This window comes from uncultured Paraglaciecola sp., from assembly GCF_913020055.1.
GTDB lineage: Bacteria > Pseudomonadota > Gammaproteobacteria > Enterobacterales > Alteromonadaceae > Paraglaciecola.
In genome coordinates this window covers 1-23,076 of sequence record NZ_CAJWCF010000077.1, presented here as the reverse complement: position 1 = coordinate 23,076, position 23,076 = coordinate 1, and the positions used below count along the sequence as shown (strand labels likewise).

At 40.5% G+C, this 23,076-nt stretch carries 28 protein-coding genes and 1 pseudogene; 18 read left to right on the top strand and 11 right to left on the bottom strand.

Features of this window, described 5'->3' with window-relative positions; genetic code table 11:
* The 4 genes from QZ488_RS15545 to QZ488_RS15530 all read left to right on the top strand — a co-directional run.
* Positions 1–186: enoyl-CoA hydratase/isomerase family protein (locus tag QZ488_RS15545; RefSeq protein ID WP_293750417.1), on the top strand; the 186-nt coding region annotated here is incomplete at its 5' end.
* A gap of 11 nt (positions 187–197) precedes the next feature.
* On the top strand, positions 198–1,103 hold the full coding sequence (gene mmsB, locus QZ488_RS15540) for a 3-hydroxyisobutyrate dehydrogenase (protein WP_293750415.1): 906 nt from the start codon (positions 198–200) through the stop codon (positions 1,101–1,103).
* A 2-nt stretch (positions 1,104–1,105) separates the two neighbouring features.
* The gene (locus tag QZ488_RS15535) at positions 1,106–1,867 is read left to right on the top strand and encodes an SDR family oxidoreductase (protein ID WP_293750413.1); all 762 of its coding nucleotides are present in this window, start codon (positions 1,106–1,108) and stop codon (positions 1,865–1,867) included.
* 580 nt (positions 1,868–2,447) lie between these two features.
* Positions 2,448–3,077, top strand: a complete 630-nt coding sequence (locus QZ488_RS15530; protein ID WP_293750411.1) for a hypothetical protein — start codon at positions 2,448–2,450, stop codon at positions 3,075–3,077.
* Between the two features lie 188 nt (positions 3,078–3,265).
* Here the strand turns inward: QZ488_RS15530 and QZ488_RS15525 are convergent, their stop codons facing one another.
* Positions 3,266–3,646: a helix-turn-helix domain-containing protein gene (locus QZ488_RS15525; RefSeq protein ID WP_293750409.1), complete on the bottom strand. Its 381-nt coding sequence runs from the start codon at positions 3,644–3,646 to the stop codon at positions 3,266–3,268.
* Between the two features lie 175 nt (positions 3,647–3,821).
* Here QZ488_RS15525 and gstA point away from each other — a divergent pair, with 175 nt between their 5' ends.
* The 4 genes and pseudogenes from gstA (at position 3,822) to QZ488_RS15505 (ending at position 6,023) form a co-directional block, all read left to right on the top strand.
* Complete coding sequence (gene gstA / locus QZ488_RS15520) at positions 3,822–4,430, top strand: glutathione transferase GstA (protein WP_293750407.1); 609 nt, start codon at positions 3,822–3,824, stop codon at positions 4,428–4,430.
* Positions 4,431–4,808 carry a nuclear transport factor 2 family protein gene (locus QZ488_RS15515; protein WP_293750405.1) on the top strand — a complete coding sequence of 126 codons (378 nt, stop codon included), beginning with the start codon at positions 4,431–4,433 and terminating at the stop codon, positions 4,806–4,808. It abuts the gene before it with no gap.
* An 11-nt stretch (positions 4,809–4,819) separates the two neighbouring features.
* A pseudogene (locus QZ488_RS15510) lies at positions 4,820–5,034 on the top strand (4-oxalocrotonate tautomerase family protein).
* Positions 5,035–5,318: 284 nt separating this feature from the next.
* Positions 5,319–6,023, top strand: coding sequence for an ABC transporter substrate-binding protein (locus QZ488_RS15505; RefSeq protein ID WP_366509050.1), 705 nt, complete (start codon positions 5,319–5,321; stop codon positions 6,021–6,023).
* Between the two features lie 123 nt (positions 6,024–6,146).
* On the opposite strand, the gene QZ488_RS15500 is transcribed toward QZ488_RS15505, so the two are convergent.
* From QZ488_RS15500 to QZ488_RS15490, 3 genes are read right to left on the bottom strand one after another with little or no spacing between them, the layout of a single operon-like run.
* A complete protein-coding gene (locus QZ488_RS15500; RefSeq protein WP_293750403.1) occupies positions 6,147–7,100 on the bottom strand; it encodes a glutathione S-transferase family protein in 954 nt (317 codons plus the stop codon).
* Positions 7,100–7,708, bottom strand: a complete 609-nt coding sequence (locus QZ488_RS15495; protein WP_293750401.1) for an NAD(P)H-dependent oxidoreductase — start codon at positions 7,706–7,708, stop codon at positions 7,100–7,102. The genes QZ488_RS15500 and QZ488_RS15495 overlap by 1 nt, the downstream gene beginning before the upstream one ends.
* A gap of 35 nt (positions 7,709–7,743) precedes the next feature.
* Positions 7,744–8,193, bottom strand: a complete 450-nt coding sequence (locus QZ488_RS15490; protein ID WP_293750399.1) for a DoxX family protein — start codon at positions 8,191–8,193, stop codon at positions 7,744–7,746.
* 124 nt (positions 8,194–8,317) lie between these two features.
* On the opposite strand from QZ488_RS15490, the gene QZ488_RS15485 reads away from it, so the two are divergent.
* Entirely contained in the window at positions 8,318–9,220 is a 903-nt protein-coding gene (locus QZ488_RS15485) for a LysR family transcriptional regulator (RefSeq protein WP_293750397.1), read from the top strand.
* 3 nt (positions 9,221–9,223) lie between these two features.
* Here the strand turns inward: QZ488_RS15485 and QZ488_RS15480 are convergent, their stop codons facing one another.
* The 3 genes from QZ488_RS15480 to QZ488_RS15470 all read right to left on the bottom strand — a co-directional run bounded on the left by QZ488_RS15480 (position 9,224) and on the right by QZ488_RS15470 (position 13,506).
* Entirely contained in the window at positions 9,224–10,138 is a 915-nt protein-coding gene (locus QZ488_RS15480; RefSeq protein ID WP_293750395.1) for an MBL fold metallo-hydrolase, read from the bottom strand.
* 50 nt (positions 10,139–10,188) lie between these two features.
* Positions 10,189–12,948 carry a S41 family peptidase gene (locus tag QZ488_RS15475; protein ID WP_293750393.1) on the bottom strand — a complete coding sequence of 920 codons (2,760 nt, stop codon included), beginning with the start codon at positions 12,946–12,948 and terminating at the stop codon, positions 10,189–10,191.
* A gap of 156 nt (positions 12,949–13,104) precedes the next feature.
* On the bottom strand, positions 13,105–13,506 hold the full coding sequence (locus QZ488_RS15470; protein WP_293750391.1) for a hypothetical protein: 402 nt from the start codon (positions 13,504–13,506) through the stop codon (positions 13,105–13,107).
* A gap of 169 nt (positions 13,507–13,675) precedes the next feature.
* Between QZ488_RS15470 and rlmA the strand changes: the two genes are divergently transcribed.
* The 7 genes from rlmA to QZ488_RS15435 all read left to right on the top strand — a co-directional run bounded on the left by rlmA (position 13,676) and on the right by QZ488_RS15435 (position 19,946).
* Positions 13,676–14,509, top strand: a complete 834-nt coding sequence (rlmA, locus tag QZ488_RS15465; protein WP_293750389.1) for a 23S rRNA (guanine(745)-N(1))-methyltransferase — start codon at positions 13,676–13,678, stop codon at positions 14,507–14,509.
* Between the two features lie 157 nt (positions 14,510–14,666).
* The gene (locus QZ488_RS15460; RefSeq protein ID WP_293750387.1) at positions 14,667–15,656 is read left to right on the top strand and encodes a DUF6662 family protein; all 990 of its coding nucleotides are present in this window, start codon (positions 14,667–14,669) and stop codon (positions 15,654–15,656) included.
* 5 nt (positions 15,657–15,661) lie between these two features.
* Positions 15,662–16,201 carry an FMN-binding protein gene (locus tag QZ488_RS15455; protein WP_293750385.1) on the top strand — a complete coding sequence of 180 codons (540 nt, stop codon included), beginning with the start codon at positions 15,662–15,664 and terminating at the stop codon, positions 16,199–16,201.
* Positions 16,198–17,055: an FAD:protein FMN transferase gene (locus QZ488_RS15450; protein ID WP_293750383.1), complete on the top strand. Its 858-nt coding sequence runs from the start codon at positions 16,198–16,200 to the stop codon at positions 17,053–17,055. The genes QZ488_RS15455 and QZ488_RS15450 overlap by 4 nt, the downstream gene beginning before the upstream one ends.
* 9 nt (positions 17,056–17,064) lie before the next feature.
* Positions 17,065–17,526, top strand: a complete 462-nt coding sequence (locus QZ488_RS15445; RefSeq protein ID WP_293750381.1) for a hypothetical protein — start codon at positions 17,065–17,067, stop codon at positions 17,524–17,526.
* Positions 17,516–19,438: a TonB-dependent receptor gene (locus tag QZ488_RS15440; protein WP_293750379.1), complete on the top strand. Its 1,923-nt coding sequence runs from the start codon at positions 17,516–17,518 to the stop codon at positions 19,436–19,438. Before QZ488_RS15445 ends, QZ488_RS15440 begins: the two co-directional genes overlap by 11 nt.
* Positions 19,431–19,946, top strand: coding sequence for a PepSY-associated TM helix domain-containing protein (locus tag QZ488_RS15435; protein WP_293750377.1), 516 nt, complete (start codon positions 19,431–19,433; stop codon positions 19,944–19,946). The genes QZ488_RS15440 and QZ488_RS15435 overlap by 8 nt, the downstream gene beginning before the upstream one ends.
* Here the strand turns inward: QZ488_RS15435 and QZ488_RS15430 are convergent.
* A complete protein-coding gene (locus tag QZ488_RS15430) occupies positions 19,943–20,392 on the bottom strand; it encodes a hypothetical protein (RefSeq protein ID WP_293750375.1) in 450 nt (149 codons plus the stop codon). The two genes, QZ488_RS15435 and QZ488_RS15430, sit on opposite strands and share 4 nt — an antisense overlap.
* Positions 20,393–20,419: 27 nt before the next feature.
* The gene (locus QZ488_RS15425) at positions 20,420–20,830 is read right to left on the bottom strand and encodes a hypothetical protein (RefSeq protein WP_293750372.1); all 411 of its coding nucleotides are present in this window, start codon (positions 20,828–20,830) and stop codon (positions 20,420–20,422) included.
* A gap of 240 nt (positions 20,831–21,070) precedes the next feature.
* Here QZ488_RS15425 and QZ488_RS21545 point away from each other — a divergent pair, with 240 nt between their 5' ends.
* Together QZ488_RS21545 and QZ488_RS21540 are read left to right on the top strand one after the other, a co-directional pair.
* The gene (locus tag QZ488_RS21545) at positions 21,071–21,253 is read left to right on the top strand and encodes a hypothetical protein (protein ID WP_366509048.1); all 183 of its coding nucleotides are present in this window, start codon (positions 21,071–21,073) and stop codon (positions 21,251–21,253) included.
* Between the two features lie 12 nt (positions 21,254–21,265).
* The gene (locus QZ488_RS21540) at positions 21,266–21,622 is read left to right on the top strand and encodes a GNAT family N-acetyltransferase (RefSeq protein ID WP_366509047.1); all 357 of its coding nucleotides are present in this window, start codon (positions 21,266–21,268) and stop codon (positions 21,620–21,622) included.
* Positions 21,623–21,644: 22 nt separating this feature from the next.
* Here QZ488_RS21540 and QZ488_RS15415 read toward each other — a convergent pair whose 3' ends face one another.
* Positions 21,645–22,457 carry a DNA-binding domain-containing protein gene (locus QZ488_RS15415; RefSeq protein ID WP_293750370.1) on the bottom strand — a complete coding sequence of 271 codons (813 nt, stop codon included), beginning with the start codon at positions 22,455–22,457 and terminating at the stop codon, positions 21,645–21,647.
* The coding region (locus QZ488_RS15410; protein ID WP_293750368.1) for a DUF692 domain-containing protein at positions 22,450–23,076 on the bottom strand (627 nt) is incomplete at its 5' end. The genes QZ488_RS15410 and QZ488_RS15415, both read right to left, overlap by 8 nt.

Genomic DNA, 23,076 nt, shown 5'->3' with positions numbered 1-23,076 from the left:
TCTTGCCAATGTGGTGAGTTTGGTGAGTTTCAAGAGGGCGTAAGAGCGCTGATGATTGATAAAGATAATCAGCCCAATTGGCGCTATAAGTCGGTTGCACAGGTGCCGCAAGAAACGATTGATTACTTTTTTACAGACATTTGGTCACTAGGCACTCATCCTTTAGCACACTTAAACGCAGATTAGCGGGGAACAAAATGCAAAATGAACTTCCTAAAATAGCCTTTATCGGTTTGGGCAATATGGGCGCTCCTATGGCTCATAACTTGTTAAAGGCCGGTTATTCCGTCTGTGTGTTTGACCTAGTGCAAACTACTATGGACAGTTTAGAACAAGCTGGTGCAACACAAGCCAAATCGGCATCAGATGTTGTTCAGGGAGCCGATGTAGTGATCTCTATGTTACCGGCCGGAAAACATGTTGAATCGCTTTATATTGGTGATAGCGGGCTCATTAGCCAGTTAAAAGCAGGCTGTTTAGTGATTGATTCGAGCACCATAGATGCTGCCACTTCAAAAGTGGTGGCCAATGAATTAGCTAAGAAAAGTATCCATTTTATAGATGCCCCAGTTTCTGGTGGGGTAGGCGGTGCAACAGCTGGCACTCTGACCTTTATTGTGGGAGGCAAAGAGCAGGATTATGCAACGGCATTGCCAATTTTGCAGGCAATGGGCAAAAATATCTTTCATGCTGGCGACCACGGTGCCGGTCAAGTGGCCAAAATATGCAACAATATGTTGTTGTCAGTATTGATGTTAGGTACCTCAGAAGCCTTACAAATGGCGATTGATAACAGCCTTGATCCTAAAGTTATGTCGGACATTATGCTGCAAAGTTCTGGCAGAAACTGGACCTTAGAATTGTATAACCCCTGTCCTGATGTGCTGCCAAATGTGCCTTCTTCAAATAATTACCAAGGTGGTTTTATGGTGGATTTGATGAAAAAAGATTTAGGACTAGCCATGGATACCGGACTGAAAAGTCAGTCTGCTACCCCTATGGGCGCCTTGGCGCAAAGTTTGTACAGTATTCATAGTCAACAAGGCAATGGACAACTGGACTTTTCCAGTATTTTTAACTTATTTTCCAAGCAAGAGAAGTAGTCATGAATTTAAAAAATCAAGTGATTGTTATCACAGGTGCCGCGCAAGGTTTGGGTAAAGCCATGGCTGAAGAATTTGCCAAACAAGGCGCACATATTGCCCTTTTAGACATGCAAGCAGACGCCGTTGAAGCGGCCGCTGCCGAAATCGAAAAACTTGGGGTAAAAGCCAATGGTTATGCCGTGAATGTCACTGACGAAAAACAAGTCGAAGTCACCTTTGCAAAGGTGGCTGCAGATTTTGGTCAAATCAACGGTTTAATCAACAGCGCTGGCATCATGCGTGATGGCATGTTGCTTAAAGTAAAAGAAGGCAAAGTGGTGAGTAAAATGCCACTAGAGCAATTTCAATCTGTGTTGGATGTGAACGTAACTGGTACATTTTTGTGCAGCCGCGAAGCAGCTGCGCAAATGGTCGAAACCAAAAGCAAAGGTGTGATTGTGAATATTTCTTCAGTCTCGCGCGCAGGTAATGCCGGTCAAACTAACTACTCAGCATCTAAAGCGGCAGTCTCCACCATGACAGTTTCATGGAGCAAAGAGTTGGCGCGTTTTGGCATTCGCACTGGGTGTATCGCACCAGGCCTAGTCGAGACTGCTATGGCCGCACAAATGCGTCCTGAAATGCGCGAAATGTTTATCAAGAGTATTCCCGCGCAGCGTTTGGCAGAAGTTGAAGAATTAGCGCATGCAGCGAAATTTATTTTTGAGAATGAGTATTTTACGGGTAGAACGTTGGAGTTGGACGGTGGAACTAGAGTTTAGAATATTTGCAGTAAAAGCATAGACCAAAGTTAGTGTACTAAGCATCACCCAACACGGTTGATGCTTTTTTATTTGTCCTTTTATATTTCACTCACTTTTCTAAGTTATCTGGCCAACCTAGTGTTGCAAACTAGCCTTAACTAAGAGGGAAATAAAATAATAAGCCGTTGAAATATCGAGTAAGAAAGCAATAGAAAGATATGCAGAGCACTCCACTGAAGCAATGCAAAAAAAGCCAACGGTTTAAAGAAGCTTTCCTGTTTGGTTAAGCCCGATAGAGCAGCAACACTAATGTGACGTAATTAGATATAATGAAAAGGGGATGAAAAAGTTTTTAAGGAGGGTGTGTCATATGTAGTAACTCACACCTAATCTGATAGTCTAATTCGATAGCTTTCAACCTAACCTGACAGACGACTATTAGCGAAAAGAAGGCATACGATTAGAACATTGTGAACGCTGGATATCGAACATCGCAGGCCATAATGATTTTGAGTGTTAAAAACTGATCTTAGTGAGATTTTTCCTATGAACTATTATACGCTCGAGTAAATCTTAAGAAAAATCATACGAGTCACTTATGCTGTTTTCAAAGAACAAAAAAAGGCCAGATAAGCAAGTCAAATGGCGAGCGGTTTTTGCCGAGTCTGGCTTTATTGGATTAAGCATCATCCTAGCGTTTGCTTTACAAGATTGGGATGAAATGAGTGATATTGAAGAGCGAATGATGATTGCCTTATGCAATGTAAAATCTGAGATTGAATTCAATAGAGTATTGCTAGAGGGAGATCAACTTCCCAGGCAAAATGGAATGTTAGCAATAATCAACGGTGCATTTAAGACGCTTAATAGTGGTGCAGTAAACACGACTTCGGCCTCTGGGCTTAAAGATATGCATTTTCAAAAATCATTACGTTACTCCGCTTGGACTCTGGCAGGAGAGTCTGGTTATTTGTTGCATGCTAATTTTGAATTAGCAACGGAGATTGGCGCGCTTTTCCACTACCAAAAGGATAGTTATCAACCTGTTATAGCCAGACTCAATGATAACCTTTTTAATAGTTCAAGTGAGTACCTTGAAAAGCCAATTGAACATTACGCCTTATTAAAGGAGCTAGTCAATGAGTCGATTGCTCAGTCTTTGTACCTGAAAACATCTTATGATGCCCTATTTGAACGTGAAGATTTCAAGCTATTGCCCTGTCAATAGAAACCAGGACCTGCGGGATCGGGACCAATGAAAACTGCATTGACCGATTGAACTTACAACACAGGTTGGACACTGAGGCGTTTTTCAAATTGAGTCCTGACTAATTCGTGGCATGTGATAAAAAGTGTCAATAAAAACGATACTCAGGTTTATGAATGTCCTGCTAATTTTCCAGTAACAAGGTCAACCTAAAGCATACTATCAACAGACTCAGCAGTATTCTTAGCTCGATTCGACTTCAATTTATGACCTACTTTTACAATGGCATCTATTGCTGGCAACAGCTCATTACCAAGGCTGGTTAGCGAATATTCGACTGACGGTGGTGAGGTGGGTTTAACTGTTCGGGTAATAATACCTTTTGATTCAAGCTCTTTCAGTCTTACGGTTAAAACCTTGGCGGAAATAGCGGGGATATCAATTCTTAGTTCGCTGAATCTTCTTACCCCTCTGCTTAAACTCCAAATAACGTTTGGGGTCCAAGCACCCCCCAATACAGACATACACTCAGATAAGGGGCATCCAAATGGAACAGGTGGACTGTTATTTTTCCTCACTTTTAAACCCATATCAATGCTCTTTTACATGCTTTCAGTTACTTAAGGTTACCCTGCGGTAACTTGTAAATCAACGAACCAATAGAAACATGGTTAACAAAGGTAACCATAGTCATTATTGTAAAGAGGAAAATTAAACACAGTGTGTTTATTCATTAACTTAACAACCACATACAAAGGGATCTAAATGAAACTTTATTATAAACCGGGAGCTTGTTCTCTAGCGTCACATATTCTTCTAAAAGAGATTGATGCGGATTTCGAAATTGAAAGTGTCAATACCAGCACAGGAATCACCGAAACAGGTGACGATTACACCAAAATTAATCCTAAAGGATACGTGCCTGCGTTAGCGCTGCGTAAAGATATGGTTATTACAGAAGGGCCTGCAATTTTGCAATACTTAGCTGACCTCACGCCAAAAAGTCAGATGTTGCCATCTTTGGGAAGTGAATCAAGAGTAAAGGTCATTGAGCACCTGACTTACGTTAGCTCGGAGCTACATAAAGCGTTTAGTCCTCTGTTTAATCCAGCTACAGATGAAACAACTAAAGCACAGGCAAAAAATACAGTTAGTAAAAACTTAGAATATTTCAATCAAATATTCAGTGATGGCCGCAATTACCTTGTAGATAATAAAGTCAGTATTGCGGATCTGTATTTGTTTGTTGTGTGTAACTGGTGCAGCTTTGTAGGTATCTCTTTAGAAGAAACTCCGCACCTAAGTAGTTTTGTCTCTCGAATGGCGAACAGACCTAGTTCGCTCGCGGCGATGAAGGCTGGAGGGCTTTTTTAAATGGCATCGAAGCAATCATTCGAACAGATTATGACGGTACTTGAGTCTTACTTTGAAGGACTTTACCAAGCTGATAGTGACATTCTCAAACCTCTTTTTCATGCTGATGCTCGATACATAAATACGGTTGCTGGGGACTATATGAATTATTCAATGATTGAATATTTTACGATTGTCAGAGATCGTAGGTCACCAGCAACTCATGGACAATTGCGCGAAGACCACATCATCTCACTTGAGTTTGATGGTCAGAATATGGGGTATGCCAAGTTATCTATGACCATGTTAGGACGGAAATATTTAGACTATTTAACCTTGATTTACAGTGATAATCGCTGGCAAATAGTGAGTAAAGTATTTTCCTACAAACCAATATAAGGAAACACCCAGTGCCATACGTAAATATTAAAATTACCAAAGAAGGGGCCCGGATAATATGGGGGCCACTGCAGAACAGAAAAAACAGCTTATTGATGGCGTGACCAAACTTTTACAAGACGTGCTTAATAAAGATCCTGCGACAACTTTTGTCATTATAGATGAGGTACCCCTTGATAACTGGGGGATAAGCGGAAAATCGGTAAGAACGTTAAGAGATAATTAGCGCGAAATGCAGTTTTGTTATTTATAAAATAGCAAAACTGCGGAAATATCCTAAGCTTTCAGCCACTCAAACAACCAGTGATGATCTGACAGGCCTCTGTCACGCAAAAATAATATTAGAATTAGTATCACTGATATCAACATCATTACTTTGTGCTTGTTGAATAAACTGTAATTCCATGTCTTTGTGGACTTTGTTTTAGATTTAATTTTGCTACAATTAAAAACACCTGAAGAGAACCAAGTTACCTATGACAGATTTTTCTAGAATTCTAGAATTCTAGAATTCTAGAATTTTCAATTTTTAGCGTTATCTCAATAACTTTATTTTTAGTTGGAAATCGTTCTCTTTTTGCCCAAACATTAAATTGTGCAACCACTCATTACCCTCCGTTCACTATTTTTAACGACACAACAAATGAATTTAGCGGTTTAGATATGGACGTTATTAACCCGCTGTTTAACAATCTAAACATTAATTTTAAAGTTGAAAATTTACCCTGGGCCAGATTAAAAGTTGAAATTGAACAGAATAATTTTGATTGTTATTTTTCGTTAGGTAAATTTGATTATCGAGAGACATACTTAGATTACACCGACGTACCTATGCATGTTACGAAAGTTGCCATTTTTTACCATAAATCAGCAGATAAACCTGGAACGAATTTTTCTGATAAAGTCGTAGGCATCCATAGAGGCATTAATCTTTATAGAGATATCCCAGAGAAATACGGCATTTATGAGTCTAGATTGCACAAGTTGCCATCGAATGACGTTCTTTTTGAAATGTTAGCGCTGCAGCGTTTAGATGTGGTGGTCACTAGTAACGACGTAGGTGAATACATACTGCAAAAACAGCACAGTCAACTAGATGTGGAAAAGTTAGTCATTGATGGTTATCAACTGCCGGTTTACTTGGCTTTTCGAAAAGGTGTTGTTGATATAAATAGCGTCAACAAAGAGCTAATAAAAGTCATTAACAGCAAATAGTTTACCAAGCCAAATAATATCTACCAGTGAAAGCAACTCTAAAGTTTTTCATTGATTTCTGCGCAAAATAATCAATTCCTGTCATTGCGCTAAATAATAGCGCAATGACAGGAATGTTACTTGCTATTGGTGACGATTATGCGCTTGAGTAAAGTCCTGCGCGGGCCCAACCGGTATAATCCCTGTGGGGTTAATTGTAAGATGACTCGCGTAATAGTGTGTCTTGATATGTGCAAAATTCACCGTTTCGGCAATGCCTTTAACTTGATATAACTCACGCACGTAATTACTTAAGGCTGGATAATCAGCAATTTGTTGGCGATTGGTTTTAAAATGACCGAAGTACACTGCGTCAAACCTAATTAAAGTAGTAAATAGTCGCCAGTCGGCTTCGGTCAGTTGCTCACCTGCCAGATAACGTTGTTTAGATAAGATACCTTCAACCCAATCGAGTGACTCAAATAACGCTGTGAACGCTTTTTCGTAGGCTTCTTGGGTGGTAGCAAAACCTGATAGATACACGCCATTGTTAATGGTGTCATACACTCGGGTGTTAACCGAGTCTATTTGATTGCGTAAATCCTGTGGATAATAATCGCTATGATTACCGGTTAAATGATTAAACGCTGAGTTAAACATGCGAATAATTTCCGATGATTCGTTGCTTACAATTGTTTGGGTCTGTTTATCCCACAGAATAGGTACAGTAACTCTGCCTTCATAACTCGGGTCTGCTTTTAAATACAGTTGGTAGGTATAATCAAAACCATATAGTGGGTCGTTAAGCTCCCAACCATTTTCTAACATGATAGGCTCGACCGCTGTGACGTCGATATAATCTTGTAAACCTTTTAACTCTCTGAATATGAGTGTTCTGTGGGCCCAAGGACACGCCAAAGAGACATATAAATGATACCGGCCTTTTTCAGCTTTGAAGCCTTGCTCGCCATTCGGACCGGTTTCACCATTGGCTGTTAACCAACTTCTAAAACGGCTGTCTTGACGGCGAAATTCGCCGTCACTATTTTTGGTGTCGTACCATTTATCGACCCATTTTCCTTGTTGCAGTAATCCCATTAGGAGACTCCTAAAGTTTCTGTATTGTGTTCATTTGCTAGTAAAGAATCGACTTGTTGTTTGCCAGATTCAATGATTTGTTCGGGTGAACCTTTTGAACCACTGGCATCAATATGTAGCACCTCTTTAACGCCAATAAAATTACAAATGAGTGACAAATAACCGCTGACAAAGTCCATATCGCCGCCTACTGGGGTGCCACCTGACGCAGTGATAATAAATGCGCGTTTAATGTTTAATAACCCTTCTGGCCCTTGTTCGCCATATTTAAAGCTTACCCCAGCACGGCAGATGGCGTCTATCCATTGCTTTAATGAGGCGGGAATACCAAAGTTGTACATTGCTGCGCCAATGATAAGGGTGTCGGCGTCTTTTAGTTCCTGAATCAATTGATTGGACAATGCCAAATGCGAATGCAAGCTGTCCCGTTGATCATCAGATGAACCGTGCACCCCCATTAGATCTTGCGCACTTATTGCAGGCAAGGGATTAACCGCTAAATCACGATGCAGCATTTTAGTATTTAACGCATTAACAAGGTATTGCCCAATAATGCGGGTATTAGAGTCTGTTAATCGGGCACTGCTGTCGATATGTAATATGCTCATTGTATTCTCCTGATAGTTACGATTAATAGTTACGATTATTGATTGGTTAATTTGTTTTGTAATAGATTGTCTAAACTTAGACTGCCAGCTCCTCTCAGCGCTAATCCCACGCTTATGACTAACAAAGCCAAACCAAATTCGTAGCCGCCATTTGACATAAATAGACCGTTCTGCAAATGCACAGTGATGATAGCTACCAACATAGTTACCGCTAAAACCACAGCGGTTGGGCGTACTAATAAACCTGCTATTAATAACAAACCACCAAAAAATTCAGCACCACCGGCCAACGCTGCCATTAAAGTACCGGGTGCAAGACCAATAGACTCCATCCAACCTGCTGTGCCTTCTAGTCCATAACCGCCAAACCAGCCAAATAGTTTTTGTGCGCCGTGTGCGGTAAATATCACTCCTGCACCAATACGAACGGGCAGGGTATCTAGACCAAGTTTTGTTGAGATTAGTGTGTTGATTAATGTTTTCATTTTGTTGCTCCAATTAAAGTGTTTAGGTAAGTGATGAAGCTATTGTACTTATCTTAATATTTGGAATAAGAGGGTAAATGTGTTTAATATGTTCTAATTATTAGAACAATGATCGAGTCATGACATGTCCAGAAATCCAATCAGTATTGAGGTGCTTGAAACACTTGATGCTATCGACAGACGTGGAAGTTTTGCTAAAGCAGCTGAAGAACTGAACAAAGCAACTTCTGCTATTTCATATGCGGTACAAAAACTTGAAGAACAACTTGATATTGCGTTGTTTCAGCGTTTGGGTCGACGTTCAGTCTTAACGCCTGCAGGGCGCTTAATCTTGGCTGAAGGTAGAGACATTTTACACACGACACGTAGGTTGGCTGACAAAGCTAAAGAGGTTGCCACAGGTTGGGAGCCTAGGATCAGTATAGGTATAGAGTCGCTGCAATCTTACACAGATTTTTTTCAGGTGATAAATGGATTTTTATTAGACTTTCCAACGGTTGAAATTGATATCTCTGAATGTGTATTAAACGGTGGCTGGGAGGCGCTAGAGCAAGGTAGAGTAGATTTGTTAGTGGGTTCACCTGGCCCCGTACCTGTGCAAAAAGGTTATCGATCCGTTGCTATTGATCGCGGTGAATTAGTACCGGTTATTGCGGCCAAACATGAGCTAGCAAAGCAAGTGCTTAACAAACAATACATGGACAGTGTTTTGAGACAATTAAGACGTGTAGTTATTCACGATACATCATTTAGCGGTATAACACGTAGTGAAGGGCTTAGTAGTGATGGGCAAATGTTTTACGTACAAAACATGGATCAAAAGATATATGCAATATTAGCCGGAATAGGTATTGGTAATCTGCCAAAAAAACGGATCCAAGGTTATCTTGATGAAGGAACATTTGTACCGCTAGACATCCAACAAAAAGACAGCTCAGAAGCCTTTTTAGCATGGAAAATCAATAACAAAGGCAAAGGATTAAAAGCCATTACTGATAGGTTAATTGCTCAACAATCGGATAAATAAAAGCTATAGATTTACAATCAAACCGTCGGTAGCTAGTTGGATTGGCCCTCGATATTTAGCGCGAATAATGCCTTGGGTTTCTTTTTGAATCTTTAATGTGCGATTCATGAAATGTGATAACACGAGTTGTTTGACCTGCGCCTTTTGGGCTATTTTGGCGATGGCAGAAGGGGTCATATGTAAGTTAAGTGCTGCACCTGATGCATTATCGGGTACCGCATTATTAGCGACTAATATATCGGCATTTTTCGCAAATGCGCTAAGCACATCAAATTGATTACTCATATCGCCTGAAAACACTATGCTACAACCAGCCAGTTCAACTCGCCAAGCTACTGCTGCTACTGGCCCATGATGAACGAAAGTCGACTTGGCTAGGATATCCTTGGTAAGTGAGTAGTTAAAGGATTGCCCTTTTATCAACGGAACGTCGGTAGCTACAACTTTGTAGTCTGCATCAGTCCGTTTATTCACATACCCTTTTAAATATGCAAAGGCTCCTTTGTCACCTAATAATCTTTGTAGATAATTGCTTGTAGATGGCATCAAGTCATTTGCGCCTGGGCCGTATAAACTTAAATCTGAATTTCTTGACGTGAAATAACTCCCTTTAATAAAAGCCGGTAAGTCAGCACTATGATCTACATGCAGGTGGGTAAGTAGAATGCCTTGTAAGTCTTCAATTTTTGCTCCGCTTCGCCCGAATTCTATGCTTGAACCTGAACCAGTATCTATCAATACTCGGGCTTTATTTTTATACCAAATTAAGTAACCGCTAGAATTCCGGCCATCATCCAGTTCTGGGCCGCCTGAGCCTAAAACCTGCAATTTCACTTGGGCAGTTTGGCATTGGTTAGCATCACTATTAGTGCAAACTAATAGCAAAATCGAAAGTAGTATCGATAGTTTTTTAAACATAATCTTTGTCCTTTTCGCCATTATTAGCTGGGCGTTAAGCAAGCCAATACCTAGTCATTAATATCATCTGCCGAAACATTCACCTTAGGAAAGGGTTTTGCTTTCAGTGGTTTGATTGGGCTTTTCTTTATCTCTTTCTTAAGTAATTTAATAGCGGCTTGCAATTGAGCATCTCCACCGTTAAAAGTGGCATGAGGTAAATTATCCACTTCGATGTCAGGTGAGATACCTCGCCCTTCCGTTATCCAACGTCCGTCCATTGCATACACAGGAAGTTCAGCAACTCGGGCCATGCCGCCATCTGTTTGTCTGTTACGACCGGTTAACCATACACCAGCGCCAGCTGTTTGTTTGCCTATAACTGTACCTAGCTCAAGGGCCTTTATGCCTGCTGTAAATGTCTCTCCGTCAGAATAAGTAAACTGATCAGCAAGCACCACTAAGTGACCTCTAAAGGTTTGCTGCATATTAGTAGATGTTGCGCCACTGCGTAGTTGCCAAAATGACCAAGCTCTTTTGAGTAATTTCTCTAATATCCAACTATCAACATTGCCGCCATTATTGCGCCTGACATCAATGATCAATCCTTGCTTTTTATATTGAGCATAGAACTCTCTAGCAAAAGTAGCCACGTCACCTGCGCCCATTGCGCGAAGGTGTAAGTAGCCTATTTCATCATCACTTTGATGCACTTTGTGCTGATTTTGAGTGACCCAATCGAAATACCGATTGTAGTAATCTTCTCTAGTTGAGCTAGGCTTGACGACTGTCTTTATTTGTTCACCCGCCCTCAATAAATTGAGCAATACTTGTTTGCCGGCTTGATTTTGTAATGCGTTAACAATGTCTGGGATACTCTCAATTTTGTGACCATTAATGGTGTTAATTATGTCACCTACTTTTGCATCAACGTTGGGTCTGGCCAGTGGTGACAATTGGCTGATAAGTTCAAGATCGTTGATATAAATATGTTCAATCTTGACCCCTTGTTTAGTGTGGGAATAGTGTGCACCTAACGTCGCCGCTTTAGCAGCATTGCTGTCACTAGGAAAATCGCCACCGCGTACTTGTGAATGCAATGAGTTTAGTTCGCCCATCATCTGCTCAAATATATCGTTTAATTCACGTCGTTCGGTCAAACGCACTAACAACGGTAAATACTTTTGTTTGATTGTCGCCCAGTCTACACCGCGCATCTCTTTATCGAATAATGAGTCTCGATGCATTAACCAAGCGTCATGAAATATTTGCTGCCATTCTTGCTGTGGATTGACGTGTAACTTCCAGTCAGATGTATTCACTTTGATGTTCTTTGCGGTACTTGAAAACTTACCCCCAGCTGGGGACAAATACATATCCTTATTACTGCCAGTTTTTTGCAAAAATAAAGTTTCGCCATCATCAGACAAACTAAAGGACTGTACCGATCCTAAGAATGTTTTTGGGGTGCTTTTGGGTTCAATTTTTATGGATTTTAATTCTGTTTGGCTTTTGGGTTCAGTGATTTTATCCAATACATACAAAAACGTTTTATTAGCTAATAGCATAGAGTAATTGCCAGACGCAACAGGCACTTGCCATAATCGTCCAGCGATATTTTCCCAATCAACAGTTGGTTTGGGAGAGTCTTCGGTTTTGTTTTCTTCTGCATCATCTGACTCATTTTCATCTTTATCTGTATCTAAACCCGTCTCTTTTTCTTCCGTTGTAGCTTCAACATCTTTTAGCCCATCAAGCTCAGTGGGATGTTCGAATGGGAATTCAGCATCTTCTTTTAGTGCAATAGCAAAAATTTGGGTTTTTCTATCAAAGTTGGGACCCATATTTCTATCTCCCCAAGGTGCTCGAGGAAAACTGTCAAAGTGACGATCAGATAAAAAATATAACCAATTTGTGTCGTGAGAAAATGCCGGTGAAAACGAAACATACTTTTCACTGGTCAGTATCTGGTGTTTATTACTGAATGTATCTAACAGCAATATTTGACTGCGTTCTGCTTTCACATCTGCATGGGTTATTGCAATAAGTTGACTGTCACTTGACCATATCAAAGAGGCAATAGCAGAAAAGCCTACATTATTAGCCAGTATTTTTTTGTTTTCTTTGGTGGTTAAGTTTAACAACCATAAGTCACCATTTTTATCATCATGAGCAATGGACTTGCCATCCGGAGAAAGATACAGATCCCAGCGGAATATATTGCCATCAAAGGTTAACTGTTGACTCCCCTTGGAACCATCGGCTGGGTATTGCCAGATTTCTAATTCACCGGTGCTGTCGTTTAGGGCATAAACTGACTTATTATCGTGGCTTAATATTGCTTTACGAGTACGAGAGTCTTTAGGTGTTGCCACTTCAATTAGCCTTGATCCATCAGTTGCGGCAATTGCCACTCGCCCACGGGCGGTTAAAACTACTTTTTTGGCATCACCGGCTTGTTTGGCTGAAGTCAGGTTTTTCAGTGGCTGATTAACCCAGTGTTCTCTTAATTCTGCAAAGTCCGAGGTAAGCGTGATATTAATAACCGAGCTTTGAGCGCTTTTTATGTCAAATATTTTAATATCGGCGCCCAATTGGTAAACAATTTTATTAGCATTTAGTCTTGCGCTTCTTACTTCCCAATCTGTGTATTGAGTATGTTGCTGCTGATCTCGACCATTCAATTTCATCGACCAGATATTGTCGATACCACTCTGGTTACTAATAAAATACAAACGCTCTCCCGAGATCATTGGGGTACGAGCTGAACCTTTATGTTTGCGAGTGAGTAACGTTGCTTCTTTATTGGAGTCTAATGTGTATTTCCACAATTCACCTTTCGCGCCACCTCTGTATGCTCGCGCATTATCAGAAGATATTTGTAAGCCAAACTGAGTAAAATATAAGGAATTGCCTTCGGAAGAAATGTCGCCTTCTACGGCATCAACTAATGGAATTTCCGTGGCTATAAGTGAGGTAGGGTCTACTTATTTTAATGTCCAGTTTCCAGCTGGGCCGACACGACCATTATAGCTATATAAAATTTTTGAATCAGTATTCCATCCCTGTAATTTTACTCTAACGTTTTCAAAGGTGATACGTTTGGCAACTCCACCTTGCACTGGCATGATATGTATTTCTTGCGTGCCAGAATAGTTAGCCACAAAGGCTACCCAATTTCCATCTGGCGAAATACTGGCTTCTTTTTCTTCTGCTGGATGGGTTGTTAAACGCTGAGCGTATTGTTCACCTAATTTCATTTTCCATAAATCACCTTCAGCGGTAAATACCAAAGTCTCGTTGTGCAATGTGGGATAACGGTAATAGCCAGATGAGGCAAAAGCTTGTTTAACAAATATCAGTAAAAAAATGAAAAATAAGATGCGCATTATAGGTTCCCTGAATCATAAAATGAGTGGTGTTAGTGACGAATGTGTTTGTAAATATAGAAGGTGACCACTTAAGACCCAGTTAATAACAAACAAGCCAACAAGTCTATGATGGTGTTACAATTTCTATCTCACTGTAAATGTAATCAACAAGGTTAGTAATAGTCTAATGTCATTGTGGATATGCCCTTCTTGTTCGAGTGCACTGTCGCTCAACAATCGAACATGGTCTTGTTTAAATAATCACCAGTATGATGTGGCCAAAGAGGGCTACGTCAATTTACTTTTAGTCCAACACAAAAATAGTAAAGAGCCTGGCGACAATAAACAAATGGTCAATGGGCGCAGGGCGTTTTTAGAACAAGGATTTTATCAGCCATTGGCAGATGCCATTTCCAAAATATTTAATCAACACCTTGCAACACTGACTGACCAAACTGAAGTGAGTTTTTTTGATGCGGGGTGTGGGGAAGGTTACTACATGTCGCAAGTGAGCCAGTCTTGCAGTCACATGGACTATTCAATTGAATTTAGTGGTTTGGATATTTCTAAATTTGCCGTACAAAAAGCGGCTAAAAAATATTCTCAAAACCACTTTGCGGTGGCCAGCACCTTTCAATTACCTTTGCAAAACAACAGCCAAGACGCCGTATTACAAATATTTGCACCCAGCAGTGAGCGTGAAATACAGCGTGTATTAAAAACCAACGGAATATGGATAACAGTCAATCCAGCGGCTAATCATTTATATGAGTTTAAACAAACTTTGTATGACACACCCTCTGAGCACAAGGCTGAAAATGTGGTACCTGAAGGGTTTACCTTAGCGCAGCAGGTGAATTTAAGTTTTGTAATTCAACTGAATGAGCCAGAGCAAAGGGAAAGCTTGTTGATGATGACCCCTTATTACTGGTCGGCTACTGCAGAGAAAAAGCAGAACTTAGTTGATAACTTGCAGCAATTCACTACAGATTTTGATATTAGGGTATTTAAGCCGTCATGATTTTTCTCATATGTGTAGATTAGTTCTGACACGTTCTAAAAGCATTATACCTAACAATTAAAAGCCAATGCTAATGATAATAGTTCTCACTTGCATTTATCTTTATGCTGGATTATTATTGCCTCACAATAAATAATCGAACGCATTAACTGACACAATGAATAAACTTTCTCTAAAATTGGCGCTAGCAAGCGCGGCTGTTTTTATCTCTAGTAACCTGGTAGCTGGTGAAAACTTATGGGTATATGGCAAAGGTACCGATACCCGTCCTCAAGGTAGTTACGAATTTAAATTATCAGACATTATTCGTGTCGATAAAAATGCAGGTGATCACTACACCTTTCATGACATTCGTCCTGAAATTGAATATGGCATTACAGATAGTTTAACGATTGGTGCAGAAGCTATTATTTTTGATCATGACTATGATGTTGGTTCAGAAGCTGATGGTGCGCCTTGTCCTATGTGTGAGGCTGGCGATGGCACGGGTAAGTTCAGTAAATTACAATTTGCTGGTTATGAGATTGCTCTAAAATACAATGTTTTGAGTCCGTATAAAGATGCTATCGGATTATCTTTTGGTTTGGGTTACGAGCATCGGTCACAATATCGGTTAGATGGTGGTGATATCGACCAAGACTCTTTCGTAGGCACTATTTTTCTGCAGAAAGACTATTTAGATAACACTTTAGTGACCGTGTTAAACATTAAAAGTGAATTCGAACGTCGTAAGGCTGGCACGGTTGTAGAAGATGAGCTGGCACTCGATATTGTATTAGGTATCTCTTATCGAGTCGCACCTCAGTGGTTTGTAGGATTAGAATTTAGACATCAATCAGACTATCTCAATCCTCAGGACAAAGCCGAAGCGGGGAACACCGAAGGAGGGTTTGACGCACAGGGGTATACACTTGGGCTACAAAAGAGCAATTTTGACTTAACTGATTTTAGAATTGGTAGCCAGCATCAAAATGGTAATTACTTTGGTCCCACATTACATTTTGCCGAGCAGAGATGGTGGGCAACAGTTGGTGTGCTTTGGCAAATAGACGGTGGTGGTTCAGAACACGCTGATGTGCGCAACGGCCGTAACTGGGATGAACACGAAAAAATGCATATTGGCCTAACCTATGGTTATGAGTTTTAATTAAAATGCAGCGCCGAGATTTTGTTAAATGTTTAACCTTGGGTGTTGTTGGTTATACCATGCTGAGCAAAGTGGCTTATGCAAAAACCTATTTGACGGTAGATCAAGCGCAAGCTTTGATGTTGAAAGATGTCGAGCTTACACCTTTTACCGTTGCGCTTACCAAACAGCAGGCAAAAGCGATCAAGCAAGCTTCTGATACCAGAGTACGTAATTTCAATATGCGTACTTGGCGCAGCGCTAACAACGATTGGTTTATTGTCGACCAAGTTATAGGTAAACACGAAAACATAGATTTGGCGGTGGTGATCAATCGTCTTGGACAAGTCACTCATATTGAGGTGCTGACCTATAGGGAAACCTACGGAGATCAGATTATGCATCCTAAGTGGCTTGCACAATTTTATGGACGAGATTCCAGCGAACATTTAAAACTTGATAAACAAATCAGAAATATCTCGGGCGCCACATTATCTTGCAGGCACGTCACAGATGGCATTAATCGGCTTACTCATACTTGGAAACAGGTGTTGAGCAAGCTGTGAGCCTAAATACTTTACAAAGATGCAGACCGTTACTAGGCACCTTTGTTGAGCTTGATTTATGTGCTGAACTTTCTGATGCTGAGCTATTAGATTATTCAGAAAATATTTATACTGAGATTGAAAGACTGCAAAATTTGCTGAGCTTTCATGACCTAAGCAGTGAGTTAACTCAAGTGAATCAGCAACTATTGACCGCAAGTTTGAGTCAAACTGTCAGTGTAGTGATCAGCAACGAATTTTCTGAAACATTAGACTTTTCACTCTCCCTGTGGCGACAAAGTCATGGGGTGTTTGATGTGACTATTGCCCCTGAGCTTATCAGATGTAAACAGTTGCCAACTCATTTTGAATTAGACAATAAAGTATTGGGCAATAGCAGTCATCTATCCTTAGCGAATAATATTTTATCCGCTAGCGCGCCTGTATGTATCGATTTAGGAGGCATTGCGAAAGGGTATGTAGTTGATAAAGCGCGTAGTTGTATACCAAAACAGCTCGCCTATTGCGTTAATGCTGGTGGCGATTTAGCCACCAACCAATGGCAAAATAACCTTGTGTCGCTTAAATATGCAGCGCGCTCAAGTGCGGTAAAAACGCACCGCATGTTAGATGCTTGTTTAGCGACGAGTGGAAATTATTATCGAGCAGGGCATTCTGCATTTATTTCGCCGGTGACAAAAAAGCAAGTGAAGGTAGCAGGCAGTGTATCTGTTTTTGCTAACAGTGTGATGACAGCTGATGCGTTAACTAAATTAGCCATCTTATTGCCGCGTAAGCACTACCAACTTATTGAAAAACTATTGAATGTTAAAACGGTTCGATTGAATCGTTTTGGCTTTTCTAATCTGCATTAGTTTTATTTTATGTCTCGAATAAACAAACATATCCCGCCTATCTATCGTTATTTTTTCTATACGGTTTTGAGTTTATGTTGGCTAACAGGCAGTGTGTTTTGGCTGCTTAGAGAGTTTGCTTTTATCGAAGGTGACTTTGGTCCTGAACCTCATTTTTTACAGTACCCGGTTTTACAGCTACATGGTTTAGGCGCTTTTTTCATGTTGCTTAGTTTAGGTGCCATTTTTACGGGGCATATTCCTAATACGTGGTCGCTGGGGCGGGCTAAAAAATCTGGTCTGTGGATATTATCTGCAGTCATTTTATCTATGTGCAGTGCATATAGCCTGTACTATTTAGTACAGGAAGATTGGCATTTGTGGTTAGGTAATGGCCATGCGTTAGTGGGCGTGAGCTTACCCATTATTCTATATGTGCATATCAAAATTGCGCGTAATTCAAATGCTAAGAAGAAAAAATGTGAAGGCTAATAAATTTAACCTTTGTTTTTTCTTAATCGCTATCTGGCTGATACCCAAGTTACACGCTGAATCAAACGTTACCAGTATAGATCGACTAGAAGTACGGCATGTGCAATCTAGCTCAGATATTCATTCTGTATTGACCCAGGATAATGTGCAAATATCGCCAGACATTACGCTGACTAAACAAGGTTCTTTAAGCGACTTACTTGGGCAAGTTGCCGGAGTTGAGGCAAACGGTCAGGGTGGACTTTTTCAAAGCTTCAACGTGCGTGGGTTTAGCCGCTGGCGGATAAAAACAGAACTGGACGGCATCCCCATTTTAACCGACAGACGAGCTGGTAATGCTGTTGCGTTTTTACCGCCAGCATTGATAAGTAGTGTTTATTTACAAAAAGGCCCCACTTCGGCGATTTATGGTTCGGGGGCAATGGGCGGTGTGGTTAGCTTGATTTCCGAGCCTATAGTTTCTCAACTATCGCTAAGTGTTCAACCAACAGATCAACACAATCACATTCAATTAAGTTATGCCGGTGATTCTTTCAGTAGCAGTATTGTATCCAGACAGGCCAAAAACTCGCAATCCGCCAATGGCGTAGAGTTAAATAATCAATATGCACAAACAGCCAGTACGGCGCACTTATTTACCGAATGGCAAGACATAAGTGTACATGCGTCTGTTATAGCCAGCCAAGGTGAAGATATTGGAAAGAGCTCTTCTGTATTAGAATCAGAGCAAATTAGTGACTATCCAGAAGACCAACATCTACTTACGCAACTAAGTCTTAGTGACGATGAAATGTGGAAATTGCAGTTTTATGCACATCAGCAAGAATGGCAAAGTGACACCACTAGACTAGATTCTCAAACGTTTGAAAGTCGTGTTCACACTACTTACCAAGCTCTCACTTTAGGTAGTTTAGGGATTTTGAAATTAGGTGATACCAAATTAGGAATGGAGTGGATTGCTCGTAGAGGTGTGGACATTTCTGAGCAAGGCCTAGACCAACAAGAACAGGTTATTTATAAACAATCCGTGGTTCAGGGGCAGGAAGATAACTTGTCTGTTTTTATGGCTCAACATTGGCAAGTGCATGCTCTCAGTTTAAATCTTGGGGTCAGACTGGACTGGGTTGAGCTCGAAAATATTGGTGCCCTTGAGGTTGATCGTTTGCAGAAACAAGATGATTTTTTTTCGAGCTCTTTATCAGGAGCGTATTCTTTGTCTGAGTACAACCAGATAAATTTTGAAATCGCCCGTTCATTCCGTTTTCCAACTTTGAGTGAGTTATTTTTTAATGGGGATACACCTAGGGGAATAACGTTGGGTAATGTTGATTTACAGCCTGAAAAAAGCATGGGTTATCAAGTGTCACTGAAACATGTGGTTAATCAAAGTGTCAGCATATCGGCCAACCTGTATCACTATGATGTAGCAAATTATATTGAACGATATAGCACAATAACAGGCTCTCGTAGCTATCGAAATAGCGATGAGGTGACTATCCATGGAGCAGAGTTGGTGGTTGATTTAGCGCAAGGAAACGCGTTTTCTTCTAATGTAAGTGTGCAATTGCAACAAGGCAAAGATGCTGATTCAGCGGCGATTGATGACATTCAACCCGCTGCAGTTAAATGGGCTTTGTCGTGGTCGCCTAATGTTGAAAATTGGCAAGGTGTAAGCATTCAAAACCAGCTTAAATACCAATTCGCCAAAAGTACAGTCGGTGAGTCAGAAGTTGCTCGTAAAGATCAATTGATTTGGGATGTGTCGGCCAACTGGGCTATTGCAAAAACAATGAGCCTAAAGTTGTCACTTTTCAATGTGTTAAATAGAAGCTACTTTGGGGCATTAGATGAAGATGCACCACTGCAGCCGCAACGTACTTTACAATTAGGCTGGGTTTGGCAATATGATTAAAACTAACAGGGTGATCCATAAATGGTTGAGCCTCGCTGTTTCTTTGCCTTTGCTGATCATTGTGGTGAGCGGGATCTTATTGTTAACCAGAAAAGAATTTGCCTTTATTCAACCTGAAACTCAAAAAGGTATAGGTCAAGTTCCAAGTATTTCGTTTGAGCAGATTTTGGCGTTGGCAAAATCAGTTAAGCAGGCGCAGATAAACTCTTGGGATGCGATCGATCGAATAGATGTGCGCCCGCAAAAAGGTATTGTTAAAGTGCGAGCTAAGTCTAGCTGGGAAATCCAAATTGATTCCCAAACGGGTGAAATATTGCTAGTGGCCTATAGACGTTCAGATTTTATTGAATCGCTGCATGACGGTACTTTTCTACATAAGTTTGCCAATTTGTGGCTTATGTTACCCGCTGCCTTGGGGTTGTTAGCACTTATAATCACAGGCTTGGTTCTATTTTTTTGGCCGTACTATAAAAAACGAAAAATTAGAACCCAAAGTCGCTATTTCTAATGCCGAGTAACATGACAATTTAAAGTGGTTTGCGAAAATACAATATCTGTTTTAGCCTCAGTAATTGCCCTAGAACAATGTTCAAAAAATGCGACTTTAGTGGCGTATCCTAAAGCACACTCAATGGCACATTTCATTTTATTATTCAGTCGATGAAGCAAAGCGTTAGCGGCCTCTATTTGATTTGTTGAGGCATAAGCATGCGCCAACATTATGGCTAACGACGTTAAGCTGGTGGTAAGTTGTGGAGACTCTAAACGTTTATCAAAAATCATTTCTGCTGTTTCAAATGCTGAGCCAAGGTAAGGAATCGCTTTACTAGGTTGGTCTTGTAGTAATAAATGTTCAGCCACCTTGGTCATTTGTTGAACGCTATTAAACGCTTCTTTGGGGTGTGTATCGACCCAAAATCGATGATTAAGGCAAATGTATTTGTACTCTGTCATGACAAGTTCCTATTCAATGTTGGCGATTCAAGGCTGTTTTTTTATCTGAGATAAATGTGCCTGTGTCTGGTTACGTAGCGGATGACTATCTTTGTCATCTTCAAAGTAATATGCGTATAAAGTGTTGATCTCTTCGACCTTTTGCTGGTACTGATACGGCGCTAAAATTTCGTATATAAGAGGCAATAGACGTTTTATATAGCGGTAACATTGTTTACGCCAAACGCTAGAAAGACAGTGGTCACACATAGTGTCAATCAAGGTATTGAGTACCCGCAGGTGTGCATGTTTGACAGCAAGGATATTCGGAAGCTTTTTGGCCCGTTCCAAGCCTAGATGTACGTAACAACTTATGATGTCGTCGTTGTTTGTATTGCAGTCGCCATAACGAACAGACATTTCTACAGTGGAAAAAGTAAAACAGTAGTGAAAGGACATAAAGCACCATAATGTAAATGATAACGATTATCATTTACATTATGGTGCTTTTAAGTCGTTGTCAATGCTGATATGGAAAAATAGTGTGAACGTTCACCTATTTGAATTGACTACGACCTTATTATTTAGGCTGAACTCGGATTATTAGGTGAATACATTTTTCGAAACATTTTAACCTCAGCATATCCTCACAAATTTTGTAGAATACCCACACAATTGTTAAGCCAGACTGCGAAGCCAATGAATATAGTTCCTTCAGCCCGCCTAAGTTACAAATTAATGACTAATGAAGACGGCGAATTACTCTTTCAACTTGATCAAGATCCAGACGTTATGCGGTTTATTAATGGTGGTAAACTTACTTCTATGGACGAAATAAACGACGTGTTTATTCCTAGAATGGAAAGTTATTCTAATCAGTAAAAAGGCTGGGGTTTGTGGCAAGTCAATATTAGCTCAAGCAAAGAATATATCGGTTGGATACTTGTGCGGCCTATGAACTTTTTTTCAGATTCACCAGAGTTCGATAATTTAGAACTGGGTTGGCGTTTTTTTCAGTCATCTTGGGGCAAAGGTTACGCCAGTGAAGCCGCCTTACACATAAAAAATACCTTAGCTGACAATAGCGAACTTAAAAGTTTCTCTGCGATAGCGGTTGAAGACAATCTTGGGTCAGTCGCGGTGATGAAAAAAATTGGTATGTCCTTTGTTAAAAGTTACCTGCACAAGGATCCATTATTTGAGAGCCAAGTTGTTTATTATAAAATTAAGAGTGGAATGGGGCCAGCGTAAAACTATTGCGCATAAATCTGCTCTAACTATCCCAGCTGGCATCCATGATCCAACCACGCTGCAACCACTCAACAATATAGCCATATAAAGTTGCGGCAACCTGTTCTTCTGGCACATGTTGTATAAGAGATTCACACACATCAGCAAAGTTTTTACCTTGTTGCATAAATCCTAACACTTCTCTTTCGATAGCTAAGATTGACTTATATTCAGTTAACTTACTTAATCCTCGCCAAATAGCCCACATTTTGGATTGTTTAGAGGATTCAGGAGGGGATGGCGCTTCACCATTTTTTAGGTTTTGCCAACTTTCTACAGCATTCCAGTGGCATTGACAAAAGATCAAACTCGGGTGAAAACTAAACTTAAGCAATGGCCATTTATCAGCTGGAATGTGCTGCAATAATTCCTGGTTGAGAGTGTTGGCGTCGGCCGAATCAAAAGCATTGAGTAAGGTTCGCTCAAAACTCGCTATTTCAGCCAATATTGGGTGATCTGAAAACGGCAGAGTATTTTGTAAGTATTGGGGTAATCGGTCTGCAAAAAAGCGTAGTGAAGGATGCTCTGATGGAGCGGCATCGATATAACCTTCTACCATTTTTTCGTACAAATCATCGCCAAGGTAGAGGCCTAAAATTTCATGATCCGAATCAATCACGCCTCTTAATCGAATACGGTAACCTGTGCGGTAAATATCGACTCGTTGCGCACTGTTTAACAAACCTTGCTGGATCACTCGCTGTTCAATCTGCCGATCATTGGTTTGCAATAGAGACATAAACTCTTGCTGTAATGCAGCAAGACTTGGGGTAATCGCTTGTTTGGTGTTAGGCATGACTCGCCTCTGCCGTGTGTTGCCAAGCTTTTACACCTAGGGATCTGGCGCGATCTAATTCTGCTAATAATTCATTTAATTCAGGAATGTTATCATCCCGCTCAATCATGGTGCTTATTGGCCCTGAAGTGTCGATGTACTGGGCATATAGTTGCCATACTGGATTGGGCACTGGATGGTCATGGGTATCAATAATGTGGGTACCAAAATCACTGTGACCAGCCAAATGAATTTGCTGTACCCATTCAGGTTTGATGTGTTTTAAGTATTCTAGAGGGTCAAAATTATGATTCCGAGCACTGACATATATATTGTTAATATCAAACAAAAATTTGCAGCCACATTGCTGAGCTAATTGCGCTAAAAATTCCCATTCTTGCATTTCATCATGTTGGTAAGTTAAGTAGCTGGAGACGTTTTCAAAAATCATTTCACGTCCGAGAAAGTCCTGCACTTGGTGAATTCGTTGAGTTAAATGATCAAGGGATTCTTGTGTATAAGGCATGGGTAACAAGTCATGGCTATTGATTCCACCTACAGTGGCAAAACATAGATGATCTGACATCCATTGTGGTTGGACTTCTGCAGCCAGCGACTTCAGTTCTGCTAGATATCTAAA

Coding starts and splice junctions, on each gene's coding strand:
- gstA (WP_293750407.1), top strand. CDS start 3,822: ATGAAACTTTATTATAAACCGGGAGCTTGTTCTCTAGCGTCACATATT.
- QZ488_RS15525 (WP_293750409.1), bottom strand. CDS start 3,646: ATGGGTTTAAAAGTGAGGAAAAATAACAGTCCACCTGTTCCATTTGGA.
- QZ488_RS15535 (WP_293750413.1), top strand. CDS start 1,106: ATGAATTTAAAAAATCAAGTGATTGTTATCACAGGTGCCGCGCAAGGT.
- QZ488_RS15415 (WP_293750370.1), bottom strand. CDS start 22,457: ATGCCTAACACCAAACAAGCGATTACCCCAAGTCTTGCTGCATTACAG.
- QZ488_RS15485 (WP_293750397.1), top strand. CDS start 8,318: ATGTCCAGAAATCCAATCAGTATTGAGGTGCTTGAAACACTTGATGCT.
- QZ488_RS15480 (WP_293750395.1), bottom strand. CDS start 10,138: ATGTTTAAAAAACTATCGATACTACTTTCGATTTTGCTATTAGTTTGC.
- QZ488_RS15430 (WP_293750375.1), bottom strand. CDS start 20,392: ATGACAGAGTACAAATACATTTGCCTTAATCATCGATTTTGGGTCGAT.
- QZ488_RS15495 (WP_293750401.1), bottom strand. CDS start 7,708: ATGAGCATATTACATATCGACAGCAGTGCCCGATTAACAGACTCTAAT.
- QZ488_RS15515 (WP_293750405.1), top strand. CDS start 4,431: ATGGCATCGAAGCAATCATTCGAACAGATTATGACGGTACTTGAGTCT.
- QZ488_RS15490 (WP_293750399.1), bottom strand. CDS start 8,193: ATGAAAACATTAATCAACACACTAATCTCAACAAAACTTGGTCTAGAT.
- QZ488_RS15470 (WP_293750391.1), bottom strand. CDS start 13,506: ATGCGCATCTTATTTTTCATTTTTTTACTGATATTTGTTAAACAAGCT.
- QZ488_RS21545 (WP_366509048.1), top strand. CDS start 21,071: ATGAATATAGTTCCTTCAGCCCGCCTAAGTTACAAATTAATGACTAAT.
- QZ488_RS15455 (WP_293750385.1), top strand. CDS start 15,662: ATGCAGCGCCGAGATTTTGTTAAATGTTTAACCTTGGGTGTTGTTGGT.
- QZ488_RS15445 (WP_293750381.1), top strand. CDS start 17,065: ATGTCTCGAATAAACAAACATATCCCGCCTATCTATCGTTATTTTTTC.
- rlmA (WP_293750389.1), top strand. CDS start 13,676: ATGTCATTGTGGATATGCCCTTCTTGTTCGAGTGCACTGTCGCTCAAC.
- QZ488_RS15460 (WP_293750387.1), top strand. CDS start 14,667: ATGAATAAACTTTCTCTAAAATTGGCGCTAGCAAGCGCGGCTGTTTTT.
- mmsB (WP_293750415.1), top strand. CDS start 198: ATGCAAAATGAACTTCCTAAAATAGCCTTTATCGGTTTGGGCAATATG.
- QZ488_RS15500 (WP_293750403.1), bottom strand. CDS start 7,100: ATGGGATTACTGCAACAAGGAAAATGGGTCGATAAATGGTACGACACC.
- QZ488_RS15530 (WP_293750411.1), top strand. CDS start 2,448: ATGCTGTTTTCAAAGAACAAAAAAAGGCCAGATAAGCAAGTCAAATGG.
- QZ488_RS15425 (WP_293750372.1), bottom strand. CDS start 20,830: ATGTCCTTTCACTACTGTTTTACTTTTTCCACTGTAGAAATGTCTGTT.
- QZ488_RS15435 (WP_293750377.1), top strand. CDS start 19,431: ATGATTAAAACTAACAGGGTGATCCATAAATGGTTGAGCCTCGCTGTT.